Source organism: Psychrobacter sp. 1Y1 (assembly GCF_051847395.2).
GTDB lineage: Bacteria > Pseudomonadota > Gammaproteobacteria > Pseudomonadales > Moraxellaceae > Psychrobacter.
In genome coordinates, this window is the sequence record NZ_JBPYDF020000001.1 from 2976516 (window position 1) to 2991054 (window position 14539).

Annotated in this window: 12 protein-coding genes; 3 read left to right on the top strand and 9 right to left on the bottom strand. The window is 43.5% G+C overall.

The features are described from left to right. Nucleotides 1–84: 84 nt before the first annotated feature. A complete protein-coding gene (locus ACS8FA_RS26510; RefSeq protein WP_439266355.1) occupies nucleotides 85–1533 on the bottom strand; it encodes an alanine/glycine:cation symporter family protein in 1449 nt (482 codons plus the stop codon). A 258-nt stretch (nucleotides 1534–1791) separates the two neighbouring features. Continuing rightward, entirely contained in the window at nucleotides 1792–3369 is a 1578-nt protein-coding gene (gene ahpF / locus ACS8FA_RS26515) for an alkyl hydroperoxide reductase subunit F (protein WP_439266353.1), read from the bottom strand. A 439-nt stretch (nucleotides 3370–3808) separates the two neighbouring features. On the opposite strand from ahpF, the gene ACS8FA_RS26520 reads away from it, so the two are divergent. Next, a complete protein-coding gene (locus tag ACS8FA_RS26520) occupies nucleotides 3809–4057 on the top strand; it encodes an HP1242/YdcH family protein (RefSeq protein WP_057761532.1) in 249 nt (82 codons plus the stop codon). A gap of 170 nt (nucleotides 4058–4227) precedes the next feature. On the opposite strand, the gene ahpC is transcribed toward ACS8FA_RS26520, so the two are convergent. Next, nucleotides 4228–4794, bottom strand: coding sequence for an alkyl hydroperoxide reductase subunit C (gene ahpC, locus ACS8FA_RS26525; protein ID WP_057761534.1), 567 nt, complete (start codon nucleotides 4792–4794; stop codon nucleotides 4228–4230). Nucleotides 4795–5062: 268 nt separating this feature from the next. Between ahpC and ACS8FA_RS26530 the strand changes: the two genes are divergently transcribed. Together ACS8FA_RS26530 and ACS8FA_RS26535 are read left to right on the top strand one after the other, a co-directional pair. After that, nucleotides 5063–5974 (top strand): hydrogen peroxide-inducible genes activator, encoded by a 912-nt coding sequence (locus ACS8FA_RS26530; RefSeq protein ID WP_057761536.1) that lies wholly within the window; start codon nucleotides 5063–5065, stop codon nucleotides 5972–5974. 40 nt (nucleotides 5975–6014) lie between these two features. Continuing rightward, complete coding sequence (locus ACS8FA_RS26535; protein WP_439266350.1) at nucleotides 6015–6686, top strand: HD domain-containing protein; 672 nt, start codon at nucleotides 6015–6017, stop codon at nucleotides 6684–6686. Here the strand turns inward: ACS8FA_RS26535 and ACS8FA_RS26540 are convergent. The 6 genes from ACS8FA_RS26540 to ACS8FA_RS26565 all read right to left on the bottom strand — a co-directional run bounded on the left by ACS8FA_RS26540 (nucleotide 6664) and on the right by ACS8FA_RS26565 (nucleotide 14445). Continuing rightward, a complete protein-coding gene (locus ACS8FA_RS26540; protein WP_439266348.1) occupies nucleotides 6664–7266 on the bottom strand; it encodes a methyltransferase domain-containing protein in 603 nt (200 codons plus the stop codon). The two genes, ACS8FA_RS26535 and ACS8FA_RS26540, sit on opposite strands and share 23 nt — an antisense overlap. Nucleotides 7267–7482: 216 nt before the next feature. After that, complete coding sequence (locus ACS8FA_RS26545; protein ID WP_439266346.1) at nucleotides 7483–8022, bottom strand: M48 family metallopeptidase; 540 nt, start codon at nucleotides 8020–8022, stop codon at nucleotides 7483–7485. A gap of 210 nt (nucleotides 8023–8232) precedes the next feature. After that, the gene (locus ACS8FA_RS26550; RefSeq protein WP_439266344.1) at nucleotides 8233–9795 is read right to left on the bottom strand and encodes a DUF1513 domain-containing protein; all 1563 of its coding nucleotides are present in this window, start codon (nucleotides 9793–9795) and stop codon (nucleotides 8233–8235) included. 3 nt (nucleotides 9796–9798) lie between these two features. After that, nucleotides 9799–10950: an imelysin family protein gene (locus ACS8FA_RS26555; protein ID WP_439266342.1), complete on the bottom strand. Its 1152-nt coding sequence runs from the start codon at nucleotides 10948–10950 to the stop codon at nucleotides 9799–9801. Nucleotides 10951–11033: 83 nt separating this feature from the next. Further along, the gene (locus tag ACS8FA_RS26560; RefSeq protein ID WP_439266370.1) at nucleotides 11034–12602 is read right to left on the bottom strand and encodes a di-heme oxidoreductase family protein; all 1569 of its coding nucleotides are present in this window, start codon (nucleotides 12600–12602) and stop codon (nucleotides 11034–11036) included. A 382-nt stretch (nucleotides 12603–12984) separates the two neighbouring features. Continuing rightward, nucleotides 12985–14445 carry an imelysin family protein gene (locus tag ACS8FA_RS26565; protein ID WP_439266340.1) on the bottom strand — a complete coding sequence of 487 codons (1461 nt, stop codon included), beginning with the start codon at nucleotides 14443–14445 and terminating at the stop codon, nucleotides 12985–12987. Nucleotides 14446–14539: the final 94 nt, after the last annotated feature.

Here is a 14539-nt window from a genome sequence, read left to right on the forward strand (position 1 = left end):
GCATAAATAATATCTTGCATAAAAAAACCACTTCAACTCAGTTAAAGTGGTTTTTTCTTTCATGAGAAATAAAGCGTACGGTTACTACTGTTTTTGGTCTAACGCTTCTTTTACCGCTTTTTTACCCCATGCGCTCAAATCGAGATCCAACTTTTCATACTCTTGTGCGTCAAATAACGGCTCTTTAACCCCTGATTTTAACTGACTTGCAAAGTCGTCAAGTAGACGCTTAGCTCGTGGAAATAACATTATCAAGGCCAATAAATTTGCTAGCGCTAACACACCCATCAACGGATCAGCGAAGAAGAACACTGCGGTTGCTGCAGGAGCCACTGCGCCCAAGAATAACACCGCAATCACAACAATTCGCAAAATCAGAGTCGCCATTTTGATATTCTTTTTAATCAAGAAATTAATGGCATTTTCACCCATATAATAGTTATACATGATAGAGCTTAGGGCAAATAGCAATATCGATATGGTGAGAATATACTGTGCCCAATCCCCAAGCTGGGTCGTTAGCGCCTGCTGTGCCAATACAATACCATCGACTTCCGCACCTGGTTGATACACGCCGCTCAGTAAAATCATGAATGCGGTGGCACTACATACGATTATCGTATCAATAAACACAGACAGTGACTGCGAGATACCCTGACTAACAGGATGAGTAGCGTAAGCGGTGGCGGCAATATTAGGCGCAGAACCTAGACCTGCCTCATTAGAGAATAAACCACGCTTCATACCTTGCTCAATTGCCACACCAATACCACCGCCCACGACAGATTCAATGCCAAAAGCATTTTTGACAATCATTACCATCAGTGCAGGCAGTTCTGTAAAGTTAAACGCAATAATAATAAGTGCCATACTGATATAGATTAATGCCATAACAGGAATGACAACGTCGGCTACTTTTGCAATGCGCTGAATACCGCCAAAGACAATAAATCCACCTGCAATCACCAGAACCAGACCCGTTATCCAGCGGTCAATCCCAAAGCTTTCAAGCGCTGAGCCTGCTACCGTATTGCCTTGGAACGCTACAAACCCGATAGAAAAAGACAGTAGTAGCGAGATCGCATAAATAACAGCAAGCCAGCGATAGTCTTTACCTAACCCATGTAAGATATAGGTCGCAGGGCCACCACGAAAGTTACCATCATTGTCTCTACGCTTGTAAAGCTGGGCTAAGCTACATTCCACAATGCTGGTCATCATGCCAATTAAGGCCACAACCCACATCCAGAATACCGCTCCCGGTCCTCCTAAGGAGATTGCAACCGCAACACCAGCAATGTTACCGCCGCCCACACGTCCACCGATAGAAACGAGCAACGCCTGACGGGCAGAAATCCCGTCGTCTCCTACTTCATCCGTTTTGAACACACGGAACATACGTTTAAAATATTTAAACTGAGCGAACCTACCTACGATGGTAAATAATAAACCAAAAATAATTAGCATAGGCACGAGCGCCCAGCCCCACGTTAGATCCCCGACTAGGGCAAAAAAAGCTTCAATGTATTCCATGCCTATTTTCCTTATAGTTCATGACGCTATGATAGGTTTTATTGCATACATTATTGCATCAACAACACGAGTTTGTAATGCAAATGTCGAATTTGTAACGTAAATACTGATATTTTCTGAATGAAATCGCGTTATTTGTTTACTTAAGAGTCCATTTTCTAATTATCAGGATTTTTTTATATAGACGTATTTATGCGATAGCATAAAAAAACCACCTCAACCGAGGTGGCCTTTTATACTGAAACTAAACCGAATAACTTACTGCATGACCAAGTATTCAAACGCTGACAATGCCGCTTTACTACCTTCACCCATTGCAATATTAATCTGCTTAAATGGTACGGTGGTTACATCACCACAAGCGAAGATACCTTTACGATCTGTACGGCAGCGCTCATCGATTTCGATCTCACCAAAGCGGTTTAGATCAACGAAGCCTTTGATAAACCCAGTGTTTGGCACTAAACCAATCTGTACAAACACCCCTGATAAATCACGCTCATGAGTCTCACCTGTGCTGCGATCTTGGTAGACGATAGACGATACTTTGCCATCAGTCGCTTTGATCTCTTGCGTCGCTGCACCGGTGATGAACTCAATGTTGGTTTTCTCTTTGGCTTTATTGATCAGTACTTGGTCAGCTTTTAACTCATCAGCGAACTCGAGTACAGTAACGTGATTAACGATACCTGCCAAATCTAGTGCTGCCTCAACACCTGAGTTACCACCGCCGATCACTGAGATATCTTTACCTTTAAAGAATGGGCCATCGCAATGTGCACAGAAAGCCACACCTTTACCGATATTTTCTTCTTCACCCGGTACACCAAGCTTTCTCCACTGAGCACCTGTCGCCAAGATAATACTACGAGTATTAAAAGTCTCACCAGTATTTAGGTGGATACTGTAGTTCTCTTCTTCAGTCTCGCCAATTTCTTTAACGCTCACATGCTCTTTTAATGTGATGTTATATTCGGCCAAGTGCTTGACAAAGTTGATCGATAAATCTGTACCATTGGTTAGCGGTACTGAAATCAAGTTCTCGATATCTTGCGTGTCTTTTACCTGTCCACCGATACGATCAGCGACCATTGTAACTTTTAAACCTTTACGCGCTGTATAAATGGCTGCAGCCACACCTGCAGGGCCAGCACCGATGATAGTGACGTCTTGCTGCTCTAATTGCTCAGCATCGTCTTCTACTTCTGACAGTAAATCAGGGAACTGCTCTTGCAATTTTCCAATCAATTTAGCAGTGTCGATTAGGCCGTTAGCAAATGGCTTACCGTTCAAAAACACAGCTGGTACGCCTTGGATTTTATTTGCTTCTACTTGCTCTTGAAACAATGCACCATCGATCATCTCGTTGCTGATACCATCGTTTAATAGCGCAAACTGGTTCAATGCCTGAACGACTTCTGGGCAGCTATGGCATGACAATGACACGTAGGTCTGGAACTGTAATGGCTTATTAAAGCGCTTAACTAACTTTTGGATACCTTCATCCAACTTTAGCGTATGACCACCCGCTTGCAAAATTGCCAAAATCAATGACGTAAACTCATGACCACCTGGGATACCGCTGAATACGATACCAGTATCGTTTGATTCGCCATCAATGTGACTGACTACTTTAAAACTAATCGCACTAGGCAAACTATCGTCAGTTGCTTCTGCATCGAAATTGATTTTGTCTGTCGTTCCAGCAATCTTGGTCAAAAAATCTACCAATTCTGCACGTTTTGCATGCGTACCATTACCTAATACAAAAGTAATTGGGCGTGTCATGTTTTCGCTATAGCTCTTAACGGCATCTAATAAATTCTGATCTATCATGTTTGTTCCTCATTATGACTGAATATGTAACGGCAGCTATCATGCCACGCGTCTAAATATGAAATAGTTGGTGTTAATAATTTTGTATAAAAGGTTATATATAGTGGGCTCATGCCCTTTGATGTGTCTATTATCAAGCGTTTAGCGAGTTTCGGCAAGCTGAGAAACTCAAACTTTATGTTTTATAAAACCAATCGTTTATTGCTTTAAATAATTAAATATAAATATATAAGCAAATGATAGTGATGGTACATGGTCTATTTTTTCGCTACAATCGAATGGTATTGATAGCAATATGCATTATCAATATCGTGAAGTAATTACCTTTATTACCATTAAACGTTCACCCCTTCCAAACAAAGTCTCACCATCATAAGCGTCTTAACCATAACGTGCTTACGCTTATTCTAAGCTTGCACTAAATAACAAGGATGACAACATGACAATGACAGACACATGGCAAGATCACAGTGATATTATCGATGAGCTCAAGCAAAAGGACACGCATTTTGCGAGTATCTTCGATGAGCATACGACTCTAGATAGGCAAATTAATAAGCTTGAAAACGATGTGGTCAAGCATGCCAGTCGCGACGAAGAAATCGAACAGATGAAACGACGAAAGCTACAACTCAAAGACGAGATTTATAAAACTATTGATAAAAATAAAGCACAATCTCGCGCTTAATATTGCGTCTATACTTAGAGATATGCTGAAAAAATAATACTAACAATACCTATGCTTAAGACGTAAAAAGACCCCATCAACTTATGTTAATGGGGTCTTTATTTATAGTACTGACTTAAATCAGATATTTAAGGTACAGCACTACTTTTATCTAAATATGAAATATCTACTTAGATTTTACCAACTAGGTCAAGACTTGGCTTTAATGTGTCGCCGCCTTGTTCCCAAGCTGCTGGGCAAACTTCGCCGTCGTTTTCACGAACATACTGTGCTGCTTTCACTTTACGTAGCATATCTTTCGCACTACGGCCGATACCGCCAGCATGGATTTCAGCGACTTGGATCAAGCCATCAGGATCTACTAAGAACGTACCGCGCTCAGCCAAACCTGCTTCTTCAATCATGACGTTAAAGCCACGAGTGATTTTACCAGTAGGATCGCCGATCATTGGGTATTGTACTTTACCGATAGCTTCTGAAGAATCATGCCATGCTTTGTGCGTGAAATGCGTGTCAGTAGATACTGAGTACACTTCAACACCAAGACCTTTTAGCTCGTCATAATGAGCGGCCATGTCTTCTAGCTCAGTTGGGCAAACGAACGTGAAATCAGCTGGGTAAAATAGGAAAATCGCCCAGTTGCCTTTTACGTCTTCTGAAGTGATGGTTTTGAACTCACCGTTTACGTATGCATCTGCTGAAAATTCTGGGATTTCTTGATTGATGATAGACGCCATGGTTGGCTCCTCTATAGTTAAGTAAATTGGAAATTATTTATATGGTTTTTTCAATTAGCCCTCTAGCTCTCTGGGCTACCTGACAAACTATACGCGAATTCTACGGTTAATCCAGTTAAAAGTTTTTAATGTGATGTTTTGTTTTATTAAACTTGTTAAACTATTATCTCTACATTTTATCATTGGTGCTTAATTGGTAATTTGCTACCTTATAAAGGTTGACCAAACATAATAAATTGCATTAAAAACCCACTAACAGAGAGGTTTTATGATTACTTTACGACAACTTGAGTTTGCCCTAGCCGTCGCCAAACATCGTCATTTTAAACGTGCGGCTGAAGATTGCAATATCTCGCAATCTGCACTAAGTTTGGGTATCGCAGAATTAGAAAAACAGCTAGATACTCAGATTTTTGAGCGCAACAATAAACAGGTATTGATTACCCCTATCGGTCAAGACATTCTCACACGGGCGCAGCGAGTGTTTTCTGAGGTCAGCGATTTGACTACGCGTGCTCATAGCCATCAGACGCCGCTTGCCTATCCCATGACTGTCGGTATCATTCCGACGATTGCGCCTTATTTGCTGCCAAAAGTACTGCCTGCGCTGCGTGCTCAGTATCCAGAGTTCCGTATGACCATCGTCGAACAACAGACAGAGCGTCTGCTTGAGCAAGTACGCTACGGTCATATCGATACGGCTATCATTGCACTACCGTACGCGGTAGATGGGCTACACAGTTTTGAGTTCTGGAGTGAAGACTTCTTTGCTGTATTTCCAAAAGACGACATACATGCCAAGCTTGATACCATCAATGCTGATGAACTGGCGACTGCCAACCTGATGTTACTTGGCGAAGGTCATTGCTTAACTGACCAGACGCTGTCTGTCTGTCATTTTGACCGTGCCCAGATGAAGTCAAGCTTCTCAGATGCCAGTTTAAATACTTTGATTCAAATGGCACTTGCCAATATGGGCACAACCCTCGTGCCTGAAATGGCGCTCGATCAGCTACACCTGCAAAACCAAAATGCCGTCGCCATACCATTGGCTGAAGACGGGCCGCATCGCCATATTGCCTTTGTCACCCGTCTGAACTATGCGCGTGTCGATGATGTTAGCTTGCTCGGTGATGTATTCAACAAAGCATTTAAAGACGCAGTAGCTAATAAAGAATAACCAAACCATTTTTACCACGGTCATAGTGAAAAAATGACATATGAAAATTGCCTCAAATAAGCATGGTGAGCTTGGCAAGTGCTTTGCACAGCATTTGTCAGCTATGACCAACGATATCTCGCCAAAGCAAATAGATAGACTTTGGCAATATATCGTGACGCGCTATGGCGAACCACAACGTGCTTATCATACACTCAATCACATTGAGCAGTTATTGGTACAGTTTGAGAATATTAAGCAGGTTCTGTCTGAGCCGCATATCATTGCATTGGCACTGTACTATCATGATGTAATATACGACCCAGCACGCTCCGACAACGAGCTAAAAAGTGCTGAGTTTGCGACAGATGTTTTGAGCCCTTATCTAAGCACAGAGCAATGCCAGCAGATCTACGCTCTCATTATGATGACGGCTAATCATCAGATAGATGTATTGATAGACAGTGAAAAATACAGTGATGCGGCATATCTGTTAGATATGGATTTGAGTATCTTGGGTACGCCTTGGCCTGCATATGAGCAATATGCAAAGGCGATACGTCAAGAATATAAGCATGTTGCCGCTGACAACTACCGTGATGGGCGCACTGCAGTGTTGCAAGGATTACTAGCACATCCCAAGCTTTATCTAACTGACCATTACTACAATCAGTTGGAAACACAAGCTCGAGATAATATCAAGCGCGAGCTTACTTCGCTCGCAGCTTTATAAATAGCTCACTACCCTGCCGTGCTGGATGTGAATTATAGCTGGGCTCCATAATATCGATATCAAAATGACTTTGAAAACGCTGCTGGTACTCTTCCTTGCTGCCGCCGAATGGTGGCTCTTTGCGTCCAAAATCCGTGTCAAACAACAACCCAACCAGTTTACCTTGTGGCTTTAACAGCATTGCCATCTGTTGCACGTATTCATCACGTCGCGATGGATTGATCGCACAAAAAAACGTCTGCTCAAGTATCCAATCAAATTGACACTGCTCAGCTGACAAACTAAAAAAATCCGCACAGATCAGATGCTCAGAAGGGAAAGTAGGATAACGCTCTACAAACGTCTCAATCGGTGCAGGGGCAAAGTCAACCAGCGTAATATTGGTAAAACCTTGCTCATATAAATAGCCTACTTCATAAGCATTACCCGCACCTGGCACTAGTATCGCTTGATCTTTCGCGCTCTCAGGTAGCTGGTCGATATAAGCTTTTAGCGGTGGTGACACCTGCCCCATGTCCCAACCGATGCTGTTCTTCTCATAACGCTGCTGCCAAAACTCCGCTTGGTTGACGTTTTCCATATGACATCCCTGTATATAAACCTATTGTTTAAACGAAACGATTTGTACCGTTATTCCTTATCATATCAGGCTTATTCAGACGTGTCCCTATTTTAAAGGCGTGTCCCTATTTTAAAAAATGATGATGAAAATAGGAGTTATTGCTCAGCATAATGAAAGTGACGCAGATGATATTGAGCTATTTACGAGGGCTAGTTAGATAGTTAGATGATACGTTTAATCCAGCTGCCCTGTCTTGCCCGCTAGGATATTATGCCATTGCAAATAATCTGGCATCGCTGTCGCAACCGTTTGCCAAAACGCTCGGCTATGGTTGGCATGATGCAAGTGGCACAGCTCATGAACGATTACGTATTCGGTGCATTCGATAGGATAGGCAGGAAGATAAACCGAGAGCCAAATTCGTTTTGCGCGCGTGTTGCAGCTGCCCCAACGCGTGTGCATTTTTTTCAAACGTATTTCATTGGCATAAGCGCCAACGATTGGCTGCCACTTTTCAAATAGTGCAGGTGCGACTTCGGAGAGTTGTTGCCGATAGTAGGTGATTTTTTGATCGGGACTGAGCGTAAATGATTGCGCTGCACCCCATAATAAAACTGAATTATTAGCAGTTGAAAAGTTTGACGACGTATTCTGTCTACGTTTGTATTGCTCTAATACTTGCGGGTGATTTGCAATCGCCCAAGGCACCCGCTTAGCAACAGCATGCAACATTTGTGATGCGCTGACATGCATCGGTGCAGATACCATCAACATATAAGGCTTTAAGCGAAAATTGATATTTTTAACACGCTTTTGACTGATATGTAGCTCGATGCCTGCTTGTGCAAGCTGATGTCTGACAGTATCTAAATTGGTGTCTAAGCTAATGCTTTATCTCCTTGGCTGACTATTACTACTGTTCTAGTAATAGTCATTATTAATCGCCATACCTATTCATCTGCCGTTCTTATTGAAAGTCATGTATTATCGTGCTTGCAAATGGTTGTCAAACGACATCATATGCAGTTGACTGTCTTTGATAATCCGCTCATGAGGTTCAACATCGTCTACGTTCAATTTTACTTCTAGTAAAACAGTTACTTTTAGCGCTGTTAACTGCCCTTGACCATCACTGACGATAAATCCTGTTGACTCGGCATGTTTATCAATTTTACTCATTGAAGCACTAGAATTAACTAACACCGAAGCCCCTGCACAATCTGGCAGACTCACGTCATCAATCAGCTCGCGAGTATGCAAATCATAAATCGCCGCACAGCCACCAATCGGTGTGGTCACACACAGTAAGTTACGCTCACTATCCACCGCCACGCTAGCGATATATTGGTGAAAACGTTGCCATTGATTATTTGGCATAGTGAGTGGTGTAAAGCTGGCATCACCACGTTTATGAGTCAGCACTAACGGTACATTGATATGTTTTTCACCTTGGAACTGAATACCAATCATCACTGTGCCGTCATCGTGCATGGCTAAGTGGCGCACACTCATCTGATTATGCTCGGGAGTCACTTGCTCAAGCAGTGTGCCATCATGACGATTCAGATAAACTAGTGACGGTCGCATGGTATCTAGATTTAGCTCTTCGCGTGAGGCCTGCTCGGTTTTGATACCACCATTTGCAATGACGAGCGTTTCGCTATCAGGATGCATAATTAGCTCATGCGGGCCGATACCATATGAGTCAAACTCTGCTACTTTTTTATAAGCATTATTAGCATCATAGATACCAATTTTACCTGCCAAACTCACCGTGTCGTTCTCAGTTACATAGAGCAAGCTGCCATCTAAGCTATAGCAAGCATGACCATAAAAGTGACGGTTTACATCAGCTGTAATCGCATGTTGAACTTGCCCATTTGATGTATTAAGCACCCAGAATCTTTCGCTTGGACGACGACCCATGACGACGACATCACGTCTTTGATCGACACTACTATGCTGAGTTTGAGCTTCAGATACATTGACAGATACAGGCTGAACAACGATGTCGTGGACACGCTCAGGCATAGTTGTCTGCCAAACGATTTGTCTGTCAGCATCAATACCTACCACGCCAAAGTCATGCTCATTTTGGCTTGATGTAGCCTGACCTTTTGGCATGGATGCGACGCCACTGACCCAGCTGACTGGTCGTGCCAGCATCGTTGTCGTATGCATGACAGCAAAGTCAGGCGTTTTACTTTTATCATCACTTACAGCATGATAAGCCTGCTTCCAGGTTGCTGCTGCTTGCTCACAAGCATAGCGCAAGCGCGAAAGTTTCGGCGTTAAATCAGGACTAGCTCGTAATACCTGCAACTGCGTACGAATACCATTTACATAATCTTGTAGACTGGCATCTGGATGCTGCTGCTTACGATAACGATGGTGAATACCGACCAGCGCTGCCGTACCAACTGCTGTCAGCACTGAAGTCGTCAAAAGCTCATGAGCTGACGAAGTTCTCCCAGACCGATTAGATCTGTTCATCTGATCATGAGTCTGGACTGCTGACACTGCTGTACTCGCTTCGATAGTAGACATTGTCTAATCGCCATCAGTGCTGTTAAAGCCCACACGGATACCAAGTGCTGGGATTAACTGGCGTTTAATCAGACGAGTGACATCAGTCAAATGATCGTACAACGCTTGTTGATCATCCTTATTCGCTTTTGATAAATCTTCTGGCATTTGCGCTAATAATGCAGTCGTGTCAGCCAATGCAGTCGATAGATTATCCGAAACTTTGTTTTCATCATTGCTGCCAAGAATAGCCGTCAGTACTGGGTCAGTCATGGCTTTATTAATCGTATCTAACTTAGCATTGATGATAGCGCGGCTTTGACCAGCAGTAGCAGCAGGCAAATGGCCTTTTGCTCTACCTGTTAGACCGAGTGGCTGATCAATGGCATTAGACTTCATGGTCTCAATCAATGACAGTAGAGAGTTAATCCATTGATTTAAGCCTCTATCGCTTTCTGCTGTTTTGTCTATCGCCAATAAATCAGTCGCGTTTTGCTGCCAGTTTTTCTCGATGTCTTTTAGACGCGTGCTCAACGCACTACTAGCACTAAGCACGTAAGCACACTGACCAGCGTCTAAACTTTCATTGGCAAACAAAGCTTCTTCTAACCCTGGCACACCCTGTACGATAGCACTCTCGCCAGCAAGTTGCTCTGGCGTTAGTTTTGGATTGGCTGCGATTAAGTCAGCCACACCACTATGTACGAGTCCGCGCTCGTCAGGATAGTAGTTAATGTATAGATTACTCATGCTAGCAGTCGCAGGACCAAAGTTGACCATCTCAGCACTTGACCATGCTTGTGCCAATACTAGCCACTGTGCACGTAATGCTTGTAGCTCATCGCCACTTACGGGTGCTTGGGTACAATGTTTCTGCGCCAGTTCGTTCAACAGATCGCTTTGCTTTGCTGCATCAGCATACGCAGGAATCACGATATCGTCTGCCACATGCGTCAAATACGTTTTTGCAGTCTCAGGGCTGATATCTACTGCAACGATTTGCTCAGTACTTTCTTTGCTGTTTTCTACTGAGCTGTCAGTAGATGCATTGTCTTGCACAACTTTTTGGCTGTCTACATCTGCAGTTTTGTTGTCATCGGCAGGTTTGACACAACTGATCAACAGTCCAGCACTTAATGCAGATAGCGCCATTGCCAAAGCGTGGTTTATTTTCATAGGTTTCTCGGTAATGTTATAGGTAGTAATTTATAGCGTTTTTATACTGATTTTATAATAGCGACTTTATTACAGTGATTTTATTACAGCGACTTTAGGAACGCATTAAGCTCTGCGCGACCTTGTTTGTCTAACTTTAATACTTGTTGCTTTTGCTTTTCGGCTTCTCCGCCATGCCATAAAACCGCTTCCATCAATGTACGTGCACGGCCATCATGCAAAAACGTTGCTTGAGGATCAACTGTCTGCGCAAGCCCTACGCCCCAAAGTGCTGGCGTACGCCATTCATAAGAGTTGGCTAAAAACTCAACTTGGGCACTTTTCGGTGGTAGTTTGCCAGCAATCGTACGATCAGCGAGATCATCGCCCATATCATGCAATAGCAAATCTGTGTAAGGATAAATCACTTGACCATGCTGCTCAAGATGATCATCGTCGGTTTTTGGCAACTGATATCTTGGCGTATGACAGCTTTGACAACCCATGTCATAAAAACGCTTTTTGCCAGCTAGCACAAGCTTATCATCTGCATTACGGCGATGCGGCACTGCTAGATTTCGAGTATAAAATTCTACAAATTTAGCGACCTCATCATTTACTTCCACAGGTGATTTACCATTGCCCTGCTCATCAGCACCTGTCGCTGCATTTAGGCAAGCGGTCTGCGTTGGCATACAGGATTCGTGAGGACGGATGTTTGATGTCAAACCCATATCTTCGTTAAAGGCACTTTGGTTTTGGGTGATAAGTTTGGTTTGACCCGCTTTCCACCCAAATCGTCCAAGCGCACGCTTGCCCGTTTGTGGATCCATGACCCAGTTAAACTTACCACTGATATCGCTATCATTACTGTCGCTGGCTTGTTTTTTAATGTCATCGTCAGGTATTTGCTCTAGTAGCCCAAGCCCAATCATCGGTAGCGCCACACGCGGTGATACCATCATGTCATCGTCAAAAGCACCGTAACCAGGTTTGGTCAAATTAAACATTGGCGCACGCAGCGTCTCGACGTATCCGTCAGCAAAGGTAACTGGTTTGTCTGTCCATTGCACCGCAATTCTCGCTTCAGCAGGCACGCCCTGAATACCGCGATCTTGTAGCTGCCCACCATACATAGGATGAGCTACCTTTTCAATTAGCGAATCCTGTAGCTGCTGACGTTGCTCATCGGTCGTCGCTGGCATAGACAAACGAATCAATAAACTATCAGCATCGTCATCGGCAGTCATCGGCGCATGACCTCGCCCATCTTTGACATGACAGGACTGGCAAGCGGCCACATTGAATAATGCACCCAGTCCATCACGACTATCAGTACTAGCAGGAGCGACCACCCATGGCTGCTTAAAGAACGCATTACCGATAAAGAACGACCCTTTACGAGAAGCTGCTAGATTCGATGAAGGCTTTGAGTAGCTTTCAGCACTGCTAATGCTAATACCAGAGTCGCCGCCCTGCTTGATCTCTTGAGGGTCAAAACTCACCAGTTGCTGCATTGAAACGCCTGCCAGTGTTTCTATATTTTTGGCGTGTTCAGATGACAGCGCTTGGCTGTTTTCACTGCTGCTTTCATTATTTGAGGCCTGCTCTGAAGCATCACTAGAAGTATCGTCAGAAACGCTATCAGATGATTGACACGCACTGATAGCCATTGCACTGGCGATAATTAGCGCAAGCTTAGAAGGTATATGTCGTAGGATTTGAGCAGCAAGAGGAGAATCAGAAGGGTTAACATAATTGGCGTTCATAGAAATTAATTGCCTTAGCGCTAGAGTAGAACCATTAAAATTCTGTCATACCATCTCATTATATGTCGTCACAATCATTGCCTATCGACATATAATAAGGTGGTACACCGGTCAATCGGCTTATTTAATGCTCGTAAAAATGCGTTGCCAACGGTGGCTGACAACGCACGTATTATATCTAATCTAAGTATCTAATAAACAGCGGTTACTGACCTATAACGACTAATAAAACGTCGCAAAGCCAATGAAAGGCTTTTAAATAAGAGCCGCTAGCTTAAATTTTTGCTTAAAATTGTGACCCTGCATCTGCGTCTAGATTATCGATTCCAACTGCTTTTGCAGCGTTTTCGATACTGGCGGTCAGCTCTTGTAAGCTAGTGATACCCGCTTCAACCCATCCACGACGGACGTTTTGTTCTTCAGCAGAGATACCTTCTTGGCTGGCTTGACCGACAGTTGCAATCATCTGGTCAATCTTGATGCCGTCTTTTTCGCCTTTTTCAACGATAACGTTAAACGCGCCTTCTACTTTGTTGAACTCAGCAGCCAATTTATCAGCAGCTTCTGTGTGGCCGTTATCCGTTAGATAATCTTTGATACCGTAGCCGCCCACTGTCTTACCAGCGACTGTTGTATAGCTACCATTAAAGACGTTTTGGATACCGCGCGCATTATTGGCATAGCTCAAATGAGTCAAATCACTAAAGCATTCGTGCTCATCTTCAGTAGAGCCAGTAACAAAAGCGACCTGCATACGCTCAGAAGCAAGCTCACCTAATGCTAGGCTACCCATTTGATACATAATTTGGCGCAGACCATTGTCATATTTGCGCGCTATCAAATCACTACGTAAGGTATTTTCAGTATCAGGCTGCCACTGAGCTTCCATCGCGGTCAAATCATCAACCAATAGTTGAGTTGCAGCAGTTAAGAATTCACCACGGCGCTCACAGATACTGGCATCTTCATTGGCGGTCTCACCACTAGTACACTGTCCAGCTTCAGTCGCATAGTCAGTGACTGGGCGATTACCTGCACCTTCTTTTACGCCATTGTTGTCTTGACCCCACAGCATAAATTCAATCGCATGATAGCCAGTCGTTACGTTGGCTTCACTACCACCGATTTCATTCATTTCTGCAAGTAGCTCAGGTGTAATCGTACTGGTATCTTGCTTGATACTACCGACAGTAATGCTGTCGCTATTGATGATGTTCTCTTGGCTGTTATATTCGCCTTCATAGTCATCACCAACATAATCAATCAGCGCTTCATCAAGTGGCCAAGCATTGATCTGCCCTTCCCAGCTATCGATGCTGTTGATAGTACGTTTGTCATTAGCAGTCACAAAGCCTTCATCAAAACGGAAAATCTCAGTTTGTGAATATGGCTGACGTGCTGCTTTATAGGCAGCCTTTGCAGCATCAAGGTTTTCTTGTGTTGGAGTGGCCACGTAAGTTTCTACCGCAGTTTGTAGCGCTTTGGCCGTGTCCAACGAATCTTTATAAGCGGCGTGTGCCATATTTGCATAACTGATAATCAATCTATCAATATGTGCTTTTTCGGCAGCAGTCATCTCTGAATTATCAGCTGTCTCTGTGTTTGCTACTTCTGTTTGCGTTTCTGTCGCAGCATTGGTGTCTTCATCGGCTTGCTTTGTACAGCCCGACACCATTAACAATCCTGCAAGTGCAACAGCTAAAGTAGTTGGTAAAAGCTTACGGCTCGTTACTGTGGTAATTGTCATACATATCCTCAAGAAATATAGCAAAAAATTCGTTTTGGTTAAGTAGCCTCAATTATTTTGATAATCAAGCCATGTTACAGCAGGCTATCTTAGC